The sequence below is a fragment of the Dactylosporangium sp. NPDC050588 genome (genome assembly GCF_040654975.1).
Lineage (GTDB): Bacteria > Actinomycetota > Actinomycetes > Mycobacteriales > Micromonosporaceae > Dactylosporangium > Dactylosporangium maewongense.
In genome coordinates, this window is the sequence record NZ_JBFAJA010000003.1 from 1 (window position 1) to 18,405 (window position 18,405).

Annotated in this window: 21 protein-coding genes and 4 tRNA genes; 13 read left to right on the plus strand and 12 right to left on the minus strand. The window is 72.4% G+C overall.

The genetic code is table 11. The features are described from left to right. The first annotated feature begins 208 nt into the window (after nucleotides 1–208). Genes AB0I21_RS02390 through AB0I21_RS02415 form a run of 6 tightly spaced genes read left to right on the plus strand, consistent with a single transcriptional unit; the run spans nucleotide 209 to nucleotide 4,213 of the window. Nucleotides 209–427 (plus strand): hypothetical protein, encoded by a 219-nt coding sequence (locus AB0I21_RS02390; protein WP_360558456.1) that lies wholly within the window; start codon nucleotides 209–211, stop codon nucleotides 425–427. Beyond that, on the plus strand, nucleotides 424–750 hold the full coding sequence (locus AB0I21_RS02395; protein ID WP_360558458.1) for a hypothetical protein: 327 nt from the start codon (nucleotides 424–426) through the stop codon (nucleotides 748–750). The genes AB0I21_RS02390 and AB0I21_RS02395 overlap by 4 nt, the downstream gene beginning before the upstream one ends. Continuing rightward, entirely contained in the window at nucleotides 743–1,609 is an 867-nt protein-coding gene (locus AB0I21_RS02400; RefSeq protein ID WP_360558459.1) for a bifunctional DNA primase/polymerase, read from the plus strand. The genes AB0I21_RS02395 and AB0I21_RS02400 overlap by 8 nt, the downstream gene beginning before the upstream one ends. Continuing rightward, complete coding sequence (locus AB0I21_RS02405; protein ID WP_360558461.1) at nucleotides 1,606–2,859, plus strand: DUF3631 domain-containing protein; 1,254 nt, start codon at nucleotides 1,606–1,608, stop codon at nucleotides 2,857–2,859. The genes AB0I21_RS02400 and AB0I21_RS02405 overlap by 4 nt, the downstream gene beginning before the upstream one ends. Before the next feature lie 44 nt (nucleotides 2,860–2,903). Further along, entirely contained in the window at nucleotides 2,904–3,050 is a 147-nt protein-coding gene (locus AB0I21_RS02410; RefSeq protein ID WP_259868948.1) for a helix-turn-helix domain-containing protein, read from the plus strand. Continuing rightward, nucleotides 3,047–4,213 carry a site-specific integrase gene (locus AB0I21_RS02415; protein WP_360558462.1) on the plus strand — a complete coding sequence of 389 codons (1,167 nt, stop codon included), beginning with the start codon at nucleotides 3,047–3,049 and terminating at the stop codon, nucleotides 4,211–4,213. Before AB0I21_RS02410 ends, AB0I21_RS02415 begins: the two co-directional genes overlap by 4 nt. 42 nt (nucleotides 4,214–4,255) lie before the next feature. Here the strand turns inward: AB0I21_RS02415 and AB0I21_RS02420 are convergent, their stop codons facing one another. The 5 genes from AB0I21_RS02420 to AB0I21_RS02440 form a co-directional block, all read right to left on the minus strand. Beyond that, entirely contained in the window at nucleotides 4,256–4,675 is a 420-nt protein-coding gene (locus AB0I21_RS02420) for a hypothetical protein (protein WP_360558464.1), read from the minus strand. A 130-nt stretch (nucleotides 4,676–4,805) separates the two neighbouring features. Then, nucleotides 4,806–4,877, minus strand: a tRNA-Val gene (locus tag AB0I21_RS02425). Nucleotides 4,878–4,913: 36 nt separating this feature from the next. Further along, nucleotides 4,914–4,984 (minus strand) — tRNA-Cys (locus AB0I21_RS02430). Nucleotides 4,985–5,001: 17 nt separating this feature from the next. Further along, nucleotides 5,002–5,074, minus strand: a tRNA-Gly gene (locus tag AB0I21_RS02435). Between the two features lie 101 nt (nucleotides 5,075–5,175). Then, a complete protein-coding gene (locus AB0I21_RS02440) occupies nucleotides 5,176–6,222 on the minus strand; it encodes a CapA family protein (protein ID WP_360558666.1) in 1,047 nt (348 codons plus the stop codon). A gap of 83 nt (nucleotides 6,223–6,305) precedes the next feature. On the opposite strand from AB0I21_RS02440, the gene AB0I21_RS02445 reads away from it, so the two are divergent. Next, a tRNA-Gly gene (locus AB0I21_RS02445) sits at nucleotides 6,306–6,381 on the plus strand. 38 nt (nucleotides 6,382–6,419) lie between these two features. On the opposite strand, the gene AB0I21_RS02450 is transcribed toward AB0I21_RS02445, so the two are convergent. After that, entirely contained in the window at nucleotides 6,420–8,117 is a 1,698-nt protein-coding gene (locus AB0I21_RS02450; RefSeq protein ID WP_360558465.1) for a hypothetical protein, read from the minus strand. A 200-nt stretch (nucleotides 8,118–8,317) separates the two neighbouring features. On the opposite strand from AB0I21_RS02450, the gene AB0I21_RS02455 reads away from it, so the two are divergent. The 3 genes from AB0I21_RS02455 to AB0I21_RS02465 are packed head-to-tail and all read left to right on the plus strand — an operon-like array spanning nucleotide 8,318 to nucleotide 11,485. Then, on the plus strand, nucleotides 8,318–8,947 hold the full coding sequence (locus AB0I21_RS02455; protein WP_344503278.1) for a hypothetical protein: 630 nt from the start codon (nucleotides 8,318–8,320) through the stop codon (nucleotides 8,945–8,947). Continuing rightward, nucleotides 8,944–9,753 carry a protein phosphatase 2C domain-containing protein gene (locus AB0I21_RS02460; RefSeq protein WP_360558467.1) on the plus strand — a complete coding sequence of 270 codons (810 nt, stop codon included), beginning with the start codon at nucleotides 8,944–8,946 and terminating at the stop codon, nucleotides 9,751–9,753. The genes AB0I21_RS02455 and AB0I21_RS02460 overlap by 4 nt, the downstream gene beginning before the upstream one ends. A gap of 37 nt (nucleotides 9,754–9,790) precedes the next feature. Then, entirely contained in the window at nucleotides 9,791–11,485 is a 1,695-nt protein-coding gene (locus AB0I21_RS02465) for an Hsp70 family protein (RefSeq protein ID WP_360558469.1), read from the plus strand. Nucleotides 11,486–11,495: 10 nt separating this feature from the next. Here AB0I21_RS02465 and AB0I21_RS02470 read toward each other — a convergent pair whose 3' ends face one another. Both AB0I21_RS02470 and AB0I21_RS02475 read right to left on the minus strand, forming a co-directional pair. Next, a complete protein-coding gene (locus AB0I21_RS02470) occupies nucleotides 11,496–11,909 on the minus strand; it encodes a GntR family transcriptional regulator (RefSeq protein ID WP_360558471.1) in 414 nt (137 codons plus the stop codon). A gap of 39 nt (nucleotides 11,910–11,948) precedes the next feature. Then, entirely contained in the window at nucleotides 11,949–12,551 is a 603-nt protein-coding gene (locus AB0I21_RS02475; RefSeq protein WP_360558473.1) for a TetR/AcrR family transcriptional regulator, read from the minus strand. Between the two features lie 91 nt (nucleotides 12,552–12,642). Here AB0I21_RS02475 and AB0I21_RS02480 point away from each other — a divergent pair, with 91 nt between their 5' ends. Further along, nucleotides 12,643–13,266, plus strand: a complete 624-nt coding sequence (locus AB0I21_RS02480; protein ID WP_360558474.1) for a (2Fe-2S)-binding protein — start codon at nucleotides 12,643–12,645, stop codon at nucleotides 13,264–13,266. A 160-nt stretch (nucleotides 13,267–13,426) separates the two neighbouring features. Here AB0I21_RS02480 and AB0I21_RS02485 read toward each other — a convergent pair whose 3' ends face one another. The 4 genes from AB0I21_RS02485 to AB0I21_RS02500 all read right to left on the minus strand — a co-directional run bounded on the left by AB0I21_RS02485 (nucleotide 13,427) and on the right by AB0I21_RS02500 (nucleotide 15,894). Beyond that, nucleotides 13,427–14,152 (minus strand): zf-HC2 domain-containing protein, encoded by a 726-nt coding sequence (locus AB0I21_RS02485; RefSeq protein WP_360558476.1) that lies wholly within the window; start codon nucleotides 14,150–14,152, stop codon nucleotides 13,427–13,429. Continuing rightward, entirely contained in the window at nucleotides 14,149–14,658 is a 510-nt protein-coding gene (locus tag AB0I21_RS02490) for a sigma-70 family RNA polymerase sigma factor (protein ID WP_344503270.1), read from the minus strand. The genes AB0I21_RS02485 and AB0I21_RS02490 overlap by 4 nt, the downstream gene beginning before the upstream one ends. Nucleotides 14,659–14,867: 209 nt before the next feature. Next, nucleotides 14,868–15,311, minus strand: coding sequence for a hypothetical protein (locus tag AB0I21_RS02495; protein WP_360558477.1), 444 nt, complete (start codon nucleotides 15,309–15,311; stop codon nucleotides 14,868–14,870). Between the two features lie 253 nt (nucleotides 15,312–15,564). Next, entirely contained in the window at nucleotides 15,565–15,894 is a 330-nt protein-coding gene (locus AB0I21_RS02500) for a hypothetical protein (RefSeq protein ID WP_360558478.1), read from the minus strand. A 292-nt stretch (nucleotides 15,895–16,186) separates the two neighbouring features. Between AB0I21_RS02500 and AB0I21_RS02505 the strand changes: the two genes are divergently transcribed. Beyond that, nucleotides 16,187–17,683: a DUF1996 domain-containing protein gene (locus AB0I21_RS02505; RefSeq protein WP_360558480.1), complete on the plus strand. Its 1,497-nt coding sequence runs from the start codon at nucleotides 16,187–16,189 to the stop codon at nucleotides 17,681–17,683. 107 nt (nucleotides 17,684–17,790) lie between these two features. Continuing rightward, nucleotides 17,791–18,339 (plus strand): hypothetical protein, encoded by a 549-nt coding sequence (locus AB0I21_RS02510; protein WP_360558482.1) that lies wholly within the window; start codon nucleotides 17,791–17,793, stop codon nucleotides 18,337–18,339. The last annotated feature ends 66 nt before the right edge of the window (nucleotides 18,340–18,405 follow it).

Sequence of the window (18,405 nt, forward strand, 5' to 3'; positions counted from 1 at the left end):
CGGTAGCGGCGGCGCCGCTACCCGGTAGCGCCGCCGCTACCCACCCCGCTACCAACCTGGCCAGCCGCTACCCACCGAGGTAGCGGGTAGCGCCAGCAGCCCTCTGCACCCAAAAACAGCCTCTGGAGGCCGTTCCGTGCACACCCTCGCCGCTACCGCTACCAGCAACGCCGCCGCAAGCGGCCTGCTAATCCTCCTCCTGACCATCGTGACGCTCGGTTACCTCGCCGCGTGCTGGCTCTGGCCGTTCGTCGCCTGCCGCCGCTGCTCCGGCACCGGCAAACGCCGCGCCCTCATCGGCCGTGCGTTCGGCATCTGCCACAGATGCGACGGCACCGGCCGCCAGCTCCGCCCCGGCCGCCGCGCCCTCAACTACCTCCGCACCGTCCGCGCCAACGACCGCAACCGCACCGGTGGCACCCGATGAGCCGCCTCACCCGGCGCGGACGCAGCGGCCTCGGCGCCGTAGGGCACCCCGACTGGTGCGCCGGAGGACACCGCTGCAACCTCGGCGAGCACCGCGCCGACCCCTTTGTGGTCAGCGTCCCCGGCCTCGGCCGCGCGCTGCTCACCCGCGTCCGCGCCACCGACGGCCGGGAGCACGCGGAAGTGACCCTCACGGTCGCGCTCGCCGCCGCTGAGCCGTACGCGCGCCGCCAGCTGCTCGACCTGACCACCGACCTGACGCGCGTGCTGGAGCGGGCGACCCGCGCCAGCGCCCGACCCGAGGGAGGAATCCGCAATGGCTGACGCACAACCGTTGCTGCGCAACGCGATCGACTACATCGGGCGCGGCTGGCCGGTGTTCCTGCTCGGCCGCGGCAAGCGCCCGATCGCCAACTGCAACGGCTGCCGGACCGCCGGACCGGACCACGACCGCGACGCCTGCCCCTGCATGTTCTGCCACGGCCTGTACGCCGCGACGCTCGACCCGCAGCGCGTCACCGCGATGGTCGCCGCGCAACCTGACGGGCTGCTCGCGGTCCGGACCGGCGCGGTCGCCGGTCTGGTCGTGGTCGACATCGACCCGGGTCACGGCGGCGCCCTCGACCCGGCGCTCATGCCGGAAACGGCCTGTGTGGCCACGGGAAGCGGCGGGTGGCACCTGTACTACCGCCACCCGGGAACGGCCGTCCTGAACAGTCAGGGACGCCTCGGCGAGGGCATCGACGTCCGGGGTGACGGCGGGTACGTCGTGGCGCCGCCGTCGATCCACCCGCGCACCGGCCACCCGTACCGCTGGATCGGCGACCGGCCAGTGGTCGAGATGCCCCCGGCCCTCGTCACGGCCTGCCGACCCGCGCCGGCCGCCGCGACGTCGGCGAGCACGACCAGGGCGACGAGCTCGACGCCGGCCGGGGGCATCTCATCACCCGACGCGCTGCTGCGCTCCCTGCTCGACACCGTCCGCCGCGCGCCGAAGGGCCGCCGCCGCGCCACGCTCTACGGCTCCGCCCGGGGCGTCGCGCGGATGGTCGCGGCCAACGCCATCAGCACCCGAGACGCGCTGAACGCCTTGTACGAAGCCGGAATCAGCGCCGGACAGACCGACCGCGAAACCCGCGCCGCCATCACCGGCGGCTTCCGAGACGAAGGAGTGGCAGCGTGACCACCGAACCCGTTGACGGCGCCGCGATCCTTGACCGCCTGCACGCCGTCATCACCCGCTACGTCGTGCTCCCGTCGCCCGAAGCCATCGACGCGGTCGTGCTGTGGATCGCCGCGACCCACGCCATGCCCGCATGGGCACACGCGCCCCGGCTGGTCATCCGCGCGCCGGAGAAGCGCTGCGGGAAGTCCCGGCTCCTCGACGTGGTCGAGGGCATGTGCTGCAACCCGCTCATGACCGTGAACGCCTCATCGGCCGCCGTGTACCGCGCCATCGGTACCGACGAGCCGCCCACGCTCCTGGTGGACGAGGCCGACACCATCTTCGGCGGGAAGAACGCCGAAGCGAACGAGGACCTCCGCGGACTGCTCAACGCCGGACACCAGCGCAACCGGCCCGCGATCCGCTGGGACAGCAACGCGCACCGGCTGGAGAAGATCCCCACATTCGCGATGGCAGCGCTCGCCGGCATCGGCGCTATGCCCGACACCATCGAGGACCGCGCCGTCGTCGTGCGGATGCGCCGGCGGATGGCGGGCGAGACGGTAGCGCCGTACCGGCACCGCCGCGACGGGCCGGTGCTGCGGAAGGTGGCCGGCGAACTGTTCCAGTGGCTTCGGGGGCATCTCGCCGAGCTGGAGCGCGCGGAGCCCGCGATGCCCCTGGAGGATCGCGCCGCCGACACGTGGGAGCCGCTGATCGCGGTCGCCGACCTCGCGGGCGGCAGCTGGCCGACGCGCGGCCGGGCCGCCGCGACCGTCCTCACCGCCGAAGCCGAGGACACCGGCCACGTCTCGACCCGCGTCCGACTCCTGGCGGACATCCGGACCGCGTTCACGACGCTCGGCGACCCGGGCGCCGCGACCACGGCCGAGCTGCTCGCCGCGCTCAACGACGACCCGGAAGGACCGTGGCAGGGCTTCGGCCCGGCCGGGATGACCGGCAAGCGTCTCGGCGACCTGCTGCGGGAGTTCGGCATCAGCTCGGCCACCATCCGGTTCCCCGTCGGGCAGGCCAAGGGCTACCACCGCGAGGCGTTCGCGGACGCGTGGAAGCGCTACTGCCCCGACCGAACCGTCCCATCGGTACCAGCATCGTCTTCCCAGCTCAGCGACGGTACGGATGCCGACCCCGGTACGGGTCAAGCCGTACCGACCAAACCATCCGTACCGGCCGTGACCAGCGAAAACGAGCCTGGGACGGATGGGACGGGTACCCCCGCCATCCGCCGCATCGGAGGTGCCGCGTGACCGTCGTCGCCACCCGCAAGGCGCTCTGGAAGATCCCCGAGGCGATGGAGCAGCTCAGCATCAGCCGGACCGTCATCTACGAGCAGATCCGCGCCGGCCGCCTCCGCACCGTGAAGCAGGGCCGCGCCCGACTCGTGCCGGACAGCGCGATCTCCGAGTACGTCGCCCTGCTCGAACGGGAGGCCGCGTGACCGCGCGCAGAGGTAGGGGCGAGGGAAGCCTCTACTGGGACGAAGACCGACAGCGGTTCATCGCCGCTGTCGTGGTCGGCTACACGCCGGCCGGGAAGCGCATCGTGCGCCGGGGGAGCGGAAAGACCAAGACCGAAGCGCGAGCCAAGCTGAAGGAGGTGCTCCGCGACCACGAGGACGGCCTGGCAATCGCGCCGCAGAACTACACCGTGGCGGATGCCGTCCGGGACTGGCTGGCCTACGGCCTCAACGGGCGGTCACAGGCGACCGTGACGAAGTGCACGGGGATGTGCAACACCCACATCATCCCCGACCTAGGCGCCCGGAAGCTGCGTGTCCTGAGCGCGAGTGACGTCGACAAGTGGCTCGCCGCCAAGGCCAAGACGCTCAGCACGGCGACCCTGCAGAACCTGCACAACTACCTCAACCGGGCGATCACCAGGGCCATGGCCCGGGACAAGGTGAAGCGCAACGTCGTGGCGCTATGTGGCGTACCGACCGGGCAACCGGGCCGCCCGTCGAGGTCGCTCACGCTCGTGCAGGCGAACGCGCTGCTCGAAGCTGCCAAGGGCACGGCCGCGGAGGCGTACATCGTCACGTCCCTGCTGACCGGCGCGCGGACCGAGGAACTGCGGGCGCTCACGTGGGCGCACGTCGACCTCGTCGGCCTGGACGACGTCGAGCCGCCGATCCCGCCATCCATCCAGGTGTGGCGGTCGGTCCGGCGAGGCGGAGACACGAAGACCAAGAAGTCCCGGCGCACTCTCGCCATCCCTGCTCGGTGCGTCGTGGCGCTCACCGCGCATCAGGCGAAGCAGCGCAAGGACCGGCCGGACTGGCAGGAGACCGACCTGGTGTTCTCGACGTCGAGCGGCGCGGCGCTCGACGCGGCCAACGTCCGGCGCGCCTTCCGGGCGGTCGCCAGGAAGGCCGGGCTGACGGATCACAACTGGACGCCGCGCGAGCTGCGGCACAGCTTCGTGTCGCTGCTGTCCAGCGGGGGAATGCGGATCGAGGAGATCGCCGATCTCATGGGTCACGCCGGCACGCGGGTGACGGAGGCGGTCTACCGCCACGAGCTCCGCCCGGTGCTGCTCACCGGGGCGGTAGCCATGGACAAAATCTTCGGTGTCAGTGACCCTGACCGGACGGATTTCGGCTGAGCTGGGCGGTGGGGTCACGTCGATGCGACGTGACCCCACCTACTACTCGAATCGCACCCAATCGAGGCGAGTCAGGAGATTCTGTGCGCCGTCTCGGACCGTCACGTCAACATCGGCAAGCAACTCGTGCAGGAGCGACCGGAAGCGGTCACGATCTGCCGGCGAGCCACAGGACAACGTAAAGAACAGACCGCTCAGGGCCGAAGACAGGTGATCCGCGTACTCGCCGTCGGCCCTTTTCCAGGCGTACGCGAACAGCCGCAGCGCCGCGACGTCACCGCGTTCTAACAGCGCCTCGGCGGTCGCGTCGATCACGGCGGTGTCGCCGGCATTCAGAAGCAGGTACCGCACGGCCTCGTCCACCTGCGGGTCGCCTACGAAGCCGCTCAGTCCTCGACCAGCCTGTGCTCGGTCCGCCCAGCTGGCGGACCGAGCCAATGTCAGCAGCTCTTCCGGAGTCACAGCGTGATCATCCCCTCAGCGCCCGATCCCTGCGGAGATCGGATCTCGGCGAGGAGCTTAGGCACTCGGTTAGGCACGCAGGCATGTAAAGAGGCCCGGTCGATGTTCTCGACCGGGCCTCTCACCTGCGTGGGCGATACTGGGTTTGAACCAGTGACCTCTTCCGTGTCAAGGAAGCGCGCTCCCACTGCGCCAATCGCCCTAGCTTGGGGTGCCTCACCGTGGTGTGGCCTATCCGAGGTGGGAACGGGATTTGAACCCGTGTACACGGCTTTGCAGGCCGTTGCCTCGCCTCTCGGCCACCCCACCGTGGTCACTTGTTCCCGAGCGGACGACGAGATTCGAACTCGCGACCCTCACCTTGGCAAGGTGATGCGCTACCAGCTGCGCTACGTCCGCACCGCCCTGGCCTGTCTTGCACCCGGCGACGGATGCAAACTCTAGCCGACCGCCAACCGTCATGCCAAACCGGTATCCGGATCCGGCGCGTCGGGGTGGGGTCAGCCGGGTTGTGCGGTGAGGCCGGCGCAGGTCTGGAGGCTGTCGTACCGCTGGCTGAGCTTGGTGGCGGCGGCGCCGGTGAGCAGCTTGGGCTGGCCGGTGTCGGAGACGACGGCGGGCAGGAACTCCCGTTTGGTGACCTTGCGGTCCCGGACGGTCAGGCGCAGGACGCCGGTGTCGGTGCTCTTGGAGGTGCCGTACCAGAGGAAGTTGGCCATCCCGTAGGCGACGAACGTGGAGCCCAGCCAGCCCGAGCCCTGCAGGGTGTGGGCGTGGGAGCCGATGATCAGGTCGGCGCCGGCGGTGGAGAGCTTGGCCGCGAAGGTCTTCTGGGCGCTGTTGGCGCAGCTGTTGCCTTCGTCACCCCAGTGGTTGAAGACGATGACGAGGTCGGCCTGGGCGCGCGCGGCGGTGACCGCGGCGGTGGCGCGGGCGGCGTCGAACGCCATGGCGATGCCGGGCTTGGCGGGGCCGGCGGCCCAGCTGGAGGCGAGCTCGCTGACCTGGTTGAAGCCGAGCACGGCGATCTTCACGCCGCGGACGGTGGTCAACCAGGGCCGGTACGCCTCGTCGACGGTGGCGCCGGCCCCGAACGCCGGGTAGCCGGCCTTGTGGACGGCGTCCAGGGTGTCGAGCAGCCCGACCCGGCCGTAGTCGAGGGTGTGGTTGTTGGCGATGCTGACCGCGTCGATCCCGGCCGCCTTGAGGGCCTCGATCGCGACGGGTGTGGTGCGGAAGTGGTACGTCTTCGGCTCCTCGGTCCCGCGGGACGTGATCGCCGTCTCCAGGTTGACGATCGTGAGGTCGGCCGAGGACAGCTGCAACGCGATCGGGCCGAAGACGGTCGCCGGGTCCGCGAGCAGCTTGGCGGTCCGGTCCATGAAGTGCACGTCGCCGGCGAAGGCGAGCGTCAGGTCGACCGGGGTGGGCGACGGGGAGGCCGAAGCCGGCGCGGCGGTCGTCGAGGCGGACGACGGCGCCGGGGCGGAGGGCGCCGCGGTGGCCGTGCAACCGGCGATGAGCAGCAACGGCGCCGCGAACATCATGCGTCTCACGGCGTCACGCTATCGGGTGACCGCCCCCCTCGGTGAACGCCGCGCGACGATGCGCTAGAGTCTTCACCAGCAACGCGGACGTAGCGCAGCTGGTAGCGCATCACCTTGCCAAGGTGAGGGTCGCGAGTTCGAATCTCGTCGTCCGCTCCAAGAAAGAAGGACCACGGTCTAAGAAACACAGACCAAGGTCAGTAGGGCAGCGCCCGCCGCCGAGCCACCGGGATCGGCGTGGAAGGCGCCTTCGCCAGCAGCCACAGCGGGTTCGAGACGCCCGCGAGCGTGCCGTTCTTGAGCCGGACCTGCGAGCGCACGTAGGTGCCGGGCTGCACCAGCACCGACGTGTCGGCCGTGATCTTCGTGGACGGTGTGAGGCCGCTGCCGAGCTTGCCGGTGACGACCTCCAGTTTCGCGTCCTTCGGCAGCTTCGTCGCCGTCACGTCGACCTTCACGGGCGCCGCGCCGACCAGGACCGCGCCCATGTAGGAGACACCGCCGACGCGGAGGTCGAGGGCGCCACGGAACGAGACGAGGTCGGTGAACCAGGCCGCCCCGGCCGACAGGGCGCGCAGCAGGTCGGCGCGGCTCTTCGACGGGGACCAGACGTGGCTGACGAAGTGGTCCTCGTTGGCCGCCCAGTCGGTCGCGTCATGGTCGTCGCTGCTGCCCAGAGCGGTGAAGAAGACGCAGTTGCGGGCGGCGACGTCGTACACCCAGAGCAGATCCTCGACCGGGTCACGGCCGATCTCGACGAGGTCGGCGCCCAGGGCGCCCCGCGTCACGATCAGCTTCGCCAGCTCGTCGCGCTTCGCCACGTCCATCGGATGGTTCCAGCAGACGAGGCCGCCGTGGGCGTGCAGGCGGCGGACCATGGACCCGGTCAGGTCGGGGTCGTTGTCGCGCAGCGGCGGGCTCGGAAACGGCGGGAGGGTCAGGTCGCCGCCGAACCAGTTCAGGTGCCTGACCATCGACACCTCGAGCGCCCGGAACTGGGTGATGTCCGGGTAGCGTTTCGCGACCGCGGCGATGACCTCGGCGCGCAGCTGCTCGCCGGCCTGCCCGGCGCGGCGGGCGCGGTCGAAGGTGAGCCGGTCGACCACGAACCGGGCCTGCCGGACCTCCAGCGCCAGCCCCGTGAGGGCGTTGTCGCCGGCGGTGATGTCGGGCCACAGCGCCGCGATGTCGTCGCACAGGTCGAACGTCAGCGACTGCCACGCGCCCGCCTTCACGGGCCGCGTCACCGTGCCGACCGCCTTGTCGGCCTTGTGCGTGACCCTGGTCCCGCCGCCGATGTCGTACCGCAGCCGCAGCACCCCCTTGCCCGGCTGGTTGGACAGCTGGATCTCCAGCGTCAGCGACCCGCCGGCGAGCTGCTCGGGCAGCACGTCCAGGGTGAGGGTGGTGTCGGCGACGCAGGCGTTCGCCATCGCGTTCCAGGCGATGCCCTCCATGCGCAGCGTGCCGCCGCCGGTGGCGCTCAGGCGCAGCGCCTTCCCGGTGCCGTCGCGCGGGGAGTGCGGCGAGGCGACGAAGTCGGCGGCGTGACCGCGGGGCTTGCCGACGAGGTGCTGTTTCCACGTCCAGCCGAGCCCGTGCTCGGGCTCGGAGGCGCCGTCGAAGTGCACGGCCTGGCGGTGTCCGGCAGCCGCGATCCGGAAGTCGTGGTCGGTCCACCAGACCACGTCGACCTTGTGCTTTCGGGCCTGCTCCAGGTGCGCGGCGTAGCTGGCGAGCCCCTCGCTGAACGGCCCGTGAATGTGCGTAGCCATGCTGACCGGCAGCAGCGCGCCGGCCGAGGGTGCCGCCGAGGCGTCAGTGGCGACACCCGCGCCCGCACAGGCGGCCGCGAGCAGCACCGCGCGCCGGCTCAGCCCCGTTGCGTGATCCACTCCGTTGACGTTGCCCCGCCGCCGCCCTCACCCGCAGGTGAACAGCGAAACATCTGGGTTATGCGTCATTTGTACGATTTGACGGCGAGACGGTCGACCGGGCCGCGGCGAACGGCGACGGTTCGGCTCCTGATAGTCTCATCGGGCCGTTCTTCCTTCGGCTTTCCTGGCTTCTCGCAGCGCATACGTGAAGGAGGAGCATGGCGGACACGACCTTGTGCACGTTCGCGGAGCTGGAGTTTCTCCTCCGCTCCGCCGCCGGCCCGCACGGTGAGCGCACGGCCGCGATGGATGGCGTCCGGCGCCGTCTCGCCCTGCAGCCCGAGGCGGCCACCGACATCGTCACCGCTGCCGGGGTCGCGTCGCTGCTGGCCCGCGGCCTGTGCACCGACGAGGGCGGCGATGTCGTGCCGGGCCCGCTGGTCCTGGGCGCGGTCGCGGCCCTGGCGACGCTGCACACGACGACGGAGGCGGCCGGGTCGACCGGCGACAAGACCATCGCGATGCACGTGTTCAGCGGCACCGCCGGCCGTGTCGCGACCTACCCGGGGCCGTTCGGGCTGTTCGGGATCGAGGTCCTCGACCCGGCCGAGCCCCTCGCGTCGCCGCTGGCCAGGTTCGTCGACCGGTGCACGGCCGGCGAGGGCGAGGCGGCCGTGGCGATCGCGTCGGACGGCGCGGGGGTCGCGATCGCCCGCGACGCCGACGGCACCTGGATGCTGTCGGCGGACGACGGCTCGGGGCCGCTGTCGCCGGTCGGGCGGGACGATGTCGTCGCCGCGCTGGTGTCGCGGTTCGGCGGCACCACGGTGCGGGCCGGTGCCTCGTGACGACGGTCCGGGCCGGCGCCGCCAGTGACGTCGGCCGGGTGCGCCAGCGCAACGAGGACAGCGCGCTGGTCGTCGACGGGGTGTACGCCGTCGCCGACGGCATGGGCGGGCACGCCGCCGGTGACGTCGCCAGCGAGCTCGCCGTCGCGGCGCTGCGGCGGCTCGCGGACCTGCCGGACCGCACCCCGCAGGACGTGCACGACGAGATCGCCCGCGCCAACGCCGACATCCTCGCCTCCGCCGTCGAACACCCCGTCCGCACCGGCATGGGCACCACGGTCACCGGTCTCAGCCTCGTGCTCGACGGCGACACCGAGCGCTGGGCGGTGTTCAACGTCGGCGACTCCCGCGTGTACCGCTACGACGGCGAGGTCCTCACCCAGCTCACCGTCGACCACACCGCACCCCAGAGCGTCACCCGCCGCCGCGGCGTGATCACGCGGGCGCTCGGCACCAGACCCGCACCCCCCGCCGACCTGTGGGTCCTGTCGCCGGTGCCGGGAGAGCGCTTCGTCGTCTGCTCCGACGGCCTGCCCCTGGAGCTGACCGACGACGAGATCGCCGCCGCCCTGCGGGCCGAGCCGGTCGCCCAGGCCGCCGCCGACCTCCTCGTGCACCGGGCCGTCCTCGCCGGCGGCCGCGACAACGTCACCGTCGTCGTCGTGGACCACCTCGCGACCGGTCCGGACGCCGGGCCGCGCACCCGTGGCGCGCACGCCGCCCCCGAGGACGAGGACACCGACCCGGGCCTCATCACCTATCTCGGCCTGGACACCGACCCGCTCGGCATCCCCACGCGCCCCTGACCGCCCGCCGCGGCGGGCGGGCTGGCACCATCGGGCGATGCACCTCGGCATCGATGTCGGCACCGGCAGCACGGTCGCGGTCCTCAAGGACACCGACGGGCGGGTGGCGCCGCTGCTGTTCGGCGGGTCGCCGCTGCTGCCGTCGGCGGTGCACCTCGACGTGGCCGAGGGGGTCCTGGCGGTCGGCGCCGCCGCGCTCCGGGGCGGGGCCGGGGATCCCGAGCGGTTCGAGCCGCATCCGAAGACGCACGCCGCCGCGGAGAGCGTGCGGCTCGGCGGGGTGGACGTCCCGGTCGTGCACCTGTTCGCGGCGATCCTGTGGGCCGTGCACGCCGAGGCGCTGCGGGTCACCGGCGGGGCCGCGCTGCAGGAGGTCGCCCTCACCCACCCCGCGTCCTGGGACGCCCACGCCCGCGGCGCGCTGCTGACCGCCGCGTCCATGGCGGGGTTGCCGGCCGCCAGGCTCGTGCCGGCACCGGTCGCGCTCGCCGGCGCCCTCGCCGCGCGGGTGCCGGTCACGTCAGGGCGGAGTTTCATCACGTACGAGCTGGGCGCCGCCACCTTCGAGACCGCCGTCGTCCAACCCTCCGCCGGCGTCCCACGGATCGTCGCCTCCGCGGGCCTGGCGGGCGCCGGCGGCCTGGACCTCGACGCGGCGATCGCCGCCCACCTGCGCGCGGCGGCCCCGGGCGGCGGCTCCGGCGCCGGGCGGCGGCTCCTGGACCAGGCGCGGCGCGCGAAGGAGCTCCTGGCCACGGGCGAGCCCGTCACCGTCCGCGTCGCCGCCGGCGTCGACGTGACCCTGACCCCGGCCGACCTGGAGCGGATCGCGACGCCCCTGCTGCGCCCCACCGCCGAGCTGACCCTGCGCACCATGCGGGCCGCCGGCGTCGACGAGACGTCGATCGAAGGCGTGTACCTGGCCGGCGGCGCCACCCTCCTGCCGCTCGTCGCGACCCTGCTCCACCGCGTCACCGGCATCGAGCCGGTCGCCGCCGAGCACCCGAAGCTCGCCGCCGCCGAGGGCAGCCTGGCGGTCCTGAGCGGGTTCCCCCGGCAGGCGGCCGCCCCCGCCCCCGCGCAGCCGGCGCCGAGACGGCCGGGCCGCGACGGCGCGCACCTGTGGAGCTGGCTGCCGGACCCCTGGGCGGTGGTGCCCGGCGACGTGTGGCGGGACGCGCCGGTCCACCCGCTGCACCTCGGCCTGCCCTCCGGCAGTGGCTGGACGATCCGCGCCCGCCTCACCGAACCCGAGCGGACCGTGTTCCTCGCCCGGGCCGGCGGCCCGCTGCTGTTCCGCAGCGTCGAAGGGCTCACGGAGTACCTGCTGGACGACGACACCCACGAGCTCGCCGCCGTCCCGGGCTGGGACGCCGCCCGCGAGCGGTTCGTGACGCTCGTCAGCCACCCCGGCGACGAGGACCTGATCGACCTGGACCTGGTGCAGTACAACCTCGGCCACCCGCCGCAGCAGTGGCTGCCCGACCTGCTGATCGGCGCCCGGGACGTCGCCGTCGAGCTGGCCGACGCGTTCGACCTGCACGACGTCGGCGCCCTCCTCGCCCCCGGCACGCTCCTCGACACCGTCGACAACCTGCTCCGCACCGCCGACCAGCCCTTCACCGCCCGATCCACCCGCCGCCGCCTCGCGACCGTCGACGCCGACACGGTCCGCGCCACCTGGCACGCCATCGCCGCCCGCCTGGACGGCGTCGCCGCCTGGTCCGACTGACCGCGACGGCTTACGGCAGTCGCAGCCCGTACCGGTCGGCGGGATGGACCTCCTCCGCGGCGCCGGTGCGCACGACCAGCACCGGCACTCCTTCCGGCAGGTCGAAGCGCTCCCGCTCGCGCCGCGTCGGCATCCGGGCCGACACGACCCCGCCCGGCGGCACGTCGAGCACGTCGTCGGGGATGCTCAGCGACCCGCGCGTGGCCCGGCCCGCGACCGGACCGACCCGGATCGACTTGTCCGGGGCCAGGAACAGCAGCCCCTCCCGCCGGAGGACGGCGATGCCCTTCAACGCCGTGTCCCGGCCGACGCCGTGCTCGTGGGCGAGCGCACCGGCACTCGGGATCAGCGACCCCGGGCGCAGCGACCCGGCCATGATCTGGGCCCGGAGGGCGTCGGCGACCAGCTCGTACCGTGGCGGCATGCGCTGACTGTAGCCACTAGGCCACAGGTGGGGGAAGCGTCAGTTGGCGGCGGCGCCGAGGGCGCGCAGCGCGAAGTCGGTGACCTGCCCGGCGGCGGCCTCGGCGGCCTCGGGCGACGGGCTGGCGGCCATCCGCTCCTGGAACGCCGCGGACAGCGCCGCCGTGATCGTCCGCGCGTCCGCTTCGGGGTCGGCCCACGGCAGCGACCCGTCCACGCGCCCCCGCTCCAGGATCGCGGCGATCGCGCACCGGTGCGCGCCGAGCTGGCGCGCCCGCTCCGCCGCATAGCCGGCGGTGCCCATCAGCTCGCCGCACGACATGACGAGGACGCCTCGCCGGCGCCGGCTGTCGGCGGTCAGCGACAGGAACCCGGAGATCCACGCCCGCAACGCGTCCGGCGGCGTGGCGGCGGAGTCCGCGGCCGTGGTCAGCTCCGCGTGGACCCGGTCGCTGTCGCGGCGGAACATCGCCAGCAGCAGCGCGTCCTTGGAGCCGAAGTGCCGGTAGAACGCCCTGGTGGACAGGCCTGCGGCGGTGAGGACCCCGGTGACGGAGAGGCCTTCGCCGCCGGTGTCGACCAGGCAGCGGTGCGCGGCCTCGATGATCCGCGAACGCTCTCCGGTGTCTGCGGTCACGGACATCAGCCCATGGTATCGCCTGCGCCACGGCGCGATCCGGTCATCATGCGGTGAACGCGCCATCGGTCCGTGTCGCTGGATTACGCTGCGCCTCGTGAACCCGTACTTCGTCTGGGAGGACCACACGGCGGGGGACGGCTGGCGGCCGTTCACCGATCTGCTCGCCCCGGCCGTCGCGGCGGAGCGGGTCGGGGTGGCGCGCGAGACGCTCCTGACCATGTTCGGGCTCGACCCCGCGGTGGTGCCGGTGCGGGTCGTCGCGTCGGTGACGTTCCTCGGTGTCGCGTCGCGGTTGCTCGCCCCGCCGCTGCTCGACCCCCGCTATCCGGATCCGGGGCAGCTGTTCTGGAAGCCCGTGCCCGCCGGGCCCTGGCCGATCGCGTGCACCGCCCCGGCCGGCGGCGACCCTCTGGCGCGCGACGCCTTCCGCGAGCGGATCCTGCTGGGGCTGGTCGCGCCGTTGCTCGAGGTGTTCCGGGCCGAGTTCCGGCTGTCGCCGAAGGTCCTGTGGGGCAACGTCAGCTCGGCCCTCGCCGGCGCCGCCGGCCAGCTCGACGACCCCGCCGTCTGGGCGATGGTCGCCGACCTGCTGACCGCCGACCCGCTCGCCGGCACCGCCGACCTGCACGGCCGCGCGCTGCGCCGCCGCAACTGCTGCCTGTACTACCGCATCCCCGGCGGCGGCACCTGCGGCGACTGCGTCCTGCGACGGCCCTGAACCCGGCGCAGCCCTTGGCGGCGGTGCCCGGCAGGTAGCACCGTCGTGGTCGGAGCCGGCTCAGCCCTTGGCGGCGGCGCCCGGCAGGCGACCGTCGTGGTCGAAGCCGGCTCAGCCCTTGGCGGCGCCTGGCAGGTAGCCCGTCGTGGTCGGAGCCGGCTCAGCCCTTGGCGGCGGTGCCCAGCAGGTGGCCGTCGTGGTCGGAGACGGTGACCTTGTCGACGTTGGGCAGCTGGATCGAGCTGGCGCCCGTCACGCGGGCCGAGGCCGACGTGGTGCGGCCCCAGCACGCGGCCTGCTCCTCCTGGCCACCGCGGCCCACCACCCGCAGCACGAACGGCCCCTCGCCCGGCAGGTCGGTCAGCTCCAGGGCCACCGACACGCCCCACTGCCGCGGCGTCAGCGTCGCCCGGCCCGACATGGCGCTGCCCGCGGCCGCGACGAACTGGACCACCGTCCCGGCGGCGGGCGACGATGACGAGGACGGCTGCGTCGGCAGCTGCGTCGCCGACTGCGGGACGGTCCGTGGTGTCGCCGTCGGTACCGGCGACGACTCCGGCCACACGGCGAAGGCGACGGCTGCCAGCACGACGGCGGCCGTGGCGACCCCCGCGACCAGCCGTGCCCTCCGGCGGCGCTCCGGCAGTGCGGCCCGGCGCAGGAACGCGTCGAGGCCGTCGCGGGTGGGAGCTTCCAGCGGCACCGGCGACGGTCCGACCGGCAGCCGTTGCAGCAGCTCAGGCACCGGGGCGAGCCGATCGACCTCGGCGCGGCAGCCGGCACAGCCGCTCAGGTGCGCGTCGACGAGCGCCTGGTCGGCGTCGTCGAGGCCGCCGAGGACGTACCCGCCGAGCAACGGACGCACCGCGTCATGTTCCCCACTCATCGCAGCACCCCCATCTCCTCGAACACCGCGCGCAGCGCCCGGACCGCATAGTAGGCGCGTGACTTGACGGTCCCCTCGGGCACGGACAGGTGGCGGGCGGTGTCGGCGACGGTCCGCCCGTCGTAGTAGACCGACTCCACCACCTGCCGGTGCTCCACGGACAGCCGGTCCAGGGCGGCGCGGACGAGCCAGCCCTCGACGAGCTCGTCGACGTTGTCGGCGTCGGCGACCGCGGCGATCGCGTCGGGGTCGTCGACGAGCCGGGGCCGGCGCTGGTCGGCCCGCCACGCGTTGCTGACCACGTTGCGGGCGATCGTCAGCAGGTACGCCCGCGTGGTGTCCCGGCTGACGTCGATCCTGCCGATGTGCTTCCACGCCCGCAGCAGCGTCTCCTGGACGAGGTCCTCGGCACGGTGGCGGTCGCGCTCGTACCGTGACACGAAGCCGAGCAGCACACCGTAATGCTCGGTGTACAGCGCGGTCATCAGCTCCTCGTCCCTGGTCAACCCGGGTCTCCCCTCGTCCGCGCGGGTCCTTGAGAGGTGTACACCACCAAACGGTTGCGGGTTCAACCACCTGCCGACTTCTACCGCATCGCAGCGCCCACGCCTCATGCGGACGACCAGCGGCCCCACGCCTCAGACCCCGGCCATCTCCGCACGCACGGGCATGACCGGCTTTGGTATGGAACTCGGCCGCCGATCCGTTGCAGGCCTCAGTGAGCACGTGGAAGTAGTCCACCTGCTTCAGGCAGCGTCCGGTCGCCTCGTTCTGCAGGACGAATGAGCCGGAACTGTCCCCCGTGATGGTAATTTGCCGCCACCGCTGCGGGCCGGTGCAGCCGCTCCAACTGTAGACGTTGGTGCTTCAGTCGGTTGCCAGGCAATAGTTTGTCGGCGCCGCGTACTTGCAGTCCGGCCGCCTCGACGACGCCGCGATGAGCCACCGGTCGGCGCTGGAGATCAGGCAACACCTCGGTGACCGTCGCGGTGAGGCGATGTCCCACAACGCGCTTGGGCTGGTCGCGCTGGGTGCCCGACACCTCGACGCCGCTGTGGCGGCCTTCTCTGAGGGACGACACATCGCCGCCGACCTCGACGACGGGTATTGGCTCGGGAACCTCGACGCCAACCGAGCCCAAGCGCTTCTGGAACTGCATCGGCACACCGAGGCCGCCCTCCCGCTGGAGGACGCGCTGGAGACGCTGCGCCGGGTCGGCGACCGTTTCGGCGAGGGCAACGCCCTGTATCTCCTTGGCCGGCTACCACGGGAGACCGGCGATCTCGTCAGCGCCCACATCAACATCGACTTGGCGACACTGAGAGTGCAGTCACCCGCCGCGCAGAAGCCCTGGTGTTGTTGGAGCACTTCCATGACCCTGCCGCGACGGCTCTGCGCGACCGGTTGCAGGGTCAAGCCCGTGACGGCTGATCCGATTCCGGGGCGGACTCGACAATCCAGATCGGCGTGTCGGCGCACTCCATGCGCAGCCCGTCGGCCTCTTCCAGCGAAGTGCGAACCACGCGCAGGCGTACACCGTCGACCACTCCGACCGGCGCCCGCCCCATGTACGCGAACATCCGCACCTGGTGATGAATCTGCGCGGCGGTACGACCCCAGTCGATGGTGGAGAACTCCGGCTCGATGAACCCGGCGTAGCTCGCGCCGGCGTCACCCTGCGGCGTTCCAGGTGCCCCGTCGGCGATCATCGTGAGGGATTCCGTGAGCGCCTCCGCCAGCACGGGACACCACGTATGCAATCGGTTCATGGCCCGCCGCCAGGCACGTGTCGCGCAGTACGTCGAACTGCTCAGCCCCGCTGGCGGCGAGCACCACGCGTATCGGTTCGGGCATCGGTTCACCAAATCGGGCGGTCGTGTCCGCGCCGGCGGTGCAGGCGGCGGCCAGTTGCCGGCCCAGGGGGCTGGGTCCTGTCTGGGTCTTTGGGCTCAGGCGCGGGGGCGGGTGCGCCGTTAGCGTCCTGGCCGGTGGGTGCCGGGCGGCGGTGCCCCGGGGCCGACGCAGGAGACGTGCATGACATCCCTTCGACGCGCGCCGCGGTCGCGGCTGTTCGTCCTGGCTGGTATCGCGGTCGCGCTGGCCGGGTTCCTCGGCTGGTTCGCGACCGGGCCGCTGCACCTGGCGAGCGCGGGCGACACGCCGCTGTCGCAGGGGAAGCCGGCGACGGCCTCGTCGCTGGAGGGGCAGGGCTATCCGGCGAAGGCCGCGTTCGACGGTGATCCGAAGACCCGGTGGTCGAGCGCGTTCAGCGACCCGCAGTGGATCCAGGTCGACCTCAGTGCGCCGGTGGCCATCGGCAAGGTGGTGCTCACCTGGGAGCGGGCCTACGCGACGGCGTTCGAGGTGCAGGTGTCCGTCGACGGGGCGAGCTGGCGCACGGCGTACACCACGACGACCGGCACCGGAGGTGTGCAGAGCCTCGCGGTGAGCGGCCTCGCGCGCTACGTGCGAATGTTCGGGACCAAACGGTCCAGCGGATACGGCTTCTCGCTGTGGGAGTTCCAGGTGTACGGGTCGGGCTCGGCACCGGCCACCGCGACCGTCAACCCGCCGCCGACGACACCCCCGACCAGCGCCCCGGTGAGCACCGGCGGCAACGGAGGCACCGGCTGGATCGACGCGCCCAACCCGGTGACGAACGTGAAGGCGTCGCACGAGGTGCCGCCCAACAAGGGCGGGTTCCACGAGTTCCAGGCGAACTGCTCGGTCAGCCGGACCAACCTCGGCGACGACCCGATCGTGTTCCCGGGCCTGCCCGGAGCCTCGCACCTGCACACGTTCATGGGCAACACCACCACGAACGCCGGCACGACCATCGAGTCGCTGGCGAAGGGCCAGACGACCTGCAAGGCCAAGGGCGACCTGTCCGCTTACTGGATGCCGACGCTGTTCAACGGCGACACCCCGGTCAACCCCGAAGGCCTGCAGGTCATCTACTACAAGGCCGGCGTGACCGACTACCGCAGCGTCCGGCCGTTCCCGAAGGGGCTGCGGTTCGTGGTCGGCAACGCGAAGAACACCGACGCCGACAAGTTCCTCGCCGCGACCGAGGAAGGCTTCGAGTGCGGCAACAGCTACAAGAACAAGAACATCCCGCTGACCTGCTCGTCGGCACGGGACGTGAAGCTCAACATCCGGTACCAGGCACCGAGCTGCTGGGACGGGCGGCACCTGGACTCGCCGGACCACCAGAGCCACATCGTGTATCCGGTGGACAGTCACACCGCGTCGGGCTGGGTCTGCCCCGACAGCCACCCGGTCGCGGTGCCGAAGCTGGAGTTCAAGATGGCCTGGCCGGTCAACGGTGACATGTCGAAGGTGCGCTTCGCCAGCGGCGCCGGCCCCACGTTCCACTACGACTTCATGAACGCGTGGGACGAGCGGACCCTGGCCGCGATGGTCGACGGGTGCATCGTGGCGGCCCGGCAGTGCGACCCGCGGGGCCACGACGGCCGCGACGACCAGCAGCCGGCCCCGTACGTGCTGAACGAGAACTACCTGCTGCCCTGACCCCCCACAGGGCACCCGGCGCCGCCGTCCGAGGCAGAGGACGGCGGCGCCGCCGTCCGTCCAGACATGTGCCGTAGGGTCCGTCCGGGACGGGTGAAGGAGTGCGGTTGAGCCGGCGGCAGTGGCTGGGTGTGACGGTGGTCGCGGCCGGGATGGCCGCGGCGACGGTGCTCGTGCCGCCGCTGATCGCCCCGGACCGGGACACCGACCGCGAGACGCCTGTCGTTTCAGCGCCTCCTGTACGGGGTTCGGCGGCCGTGCCCGGCAGCGCACCGGCGAGCTTCGCCCCGATCGTCGTGGAGGCCGAGGACCCGGGCAACCGGCTGACCGGCGGCGCCGCCGTCACCGCGTGCGGCACCTGCCACGGCGGCGCCCGGGTCCGCTACCTGTGCTTCACCTGCGTGCTGGAGGTCCGTGCCGTCCTGCCCGCGGCGGGGTCACGGACGATCACGGTCGGGTACGAGGTGGACGGCCCGCGCGCGGTGAAGGTCCGGGTGAACGGGGCGGCGCCGCGCACGTTCCAGGTGACCGGCCCGGCGTGGACGGTCCCGCGGTCGTTCCAGTTCACCGCCGACCTGCCGGCCGGGGAGCTGCGGCTGACGCTCTTCAACGACGACACGCCCGCGCCGGACATCGACGTCGTGACGATCACCTGACTTATCGGCTGATCAACATGGGCTGAAATCCGGCTTAGGCGCCTTGCCGGGGGTTCGGCGGCCGCG

Excerpts from the sequence above, each read along its gene's own strand:
- AB0I21_RS02395 (WP_360558458.1), top strand. The coding sequence starts at position 424 with ATGAGCCGCCTCACCCGGCGCGGACGCAGCGGCCTCGGCGCCGTAGGG.
- AB0I21_RS02400 (WP_360558459.1), top strand. The coding sequence starts at position 743 with ATGGCTGACGCACAACCGTTGCTGCGCAACGCGATCGACTACATCGGG.
- AB0I21_RS02410 (WP_259868948.1), top strand. The coding sequence starts at position 2,904 with ATGGAGCAGCTCAGCATCAGCCGGACCGTCATCTACGAGCAGATCCGC.
- AB0I21_RS02440 (WP_360558666.1), bottom strand. The coding sequence starts at position 6,222 with ATGATGTTCGCGGCGCCGTTGCTGCTCATCGCCGGTTGCACGGCCACC.
- AB0I21_RS02455 (WP_344503278.1), top strand. The coding sequence starts at position 8,318 with ATGGCGGACACGACCTTGTGCACGTTCGCGGAGCTGGAGTTTCTCCTC.
- AB0I21_RS02465 (WP_360558469.1), top strand. The coding sequence starts at position 9,791 with ATGCACCTCGGCATCGATGTCGGCACCGGCAGCACGGTCGCGGTCCTC.
- AB0I21_RS02470 (WP_360558471.1), bottom strand. The coding sequence starts at position 11,909 with ATGCCGCCACGGTACGAGCTGGTCGCCGACGCCCTCCGGGCCCAGATC.
- AB0I21_RS02475 (WP_360558473.1), bottom strand. The coding sequence starts at position 12,551 with ATGTCCGTGACCGCAGACACCGGAGAGCGTTCGCGGATCATCGAGGCC.
- AB0I21_RS02485 (WP_360558476.1), bottom strand. The coding sequence starts at position 14,152 with ATGAGTGGGGAACATGACGCGGTGCGTCCGTTGCTCGGCGGGTACGTC.
- AB0I21_RS02495 (WP_360558477.1), bottom strand. The coding sequence starts at position 15,311 with ATGCAGTTCCAGAAGCGCTTGGGCTCGGTTGGCGTCGAGGTTCCCGAG.
- AB0I21_RS02505 (WP_360558480.1), top strand. The coding sequence starts at position 16,187 with ATGACATCCCTTCGACGCGCGCCGCGGTCGCGGCTGTTCGTCCTGGCT.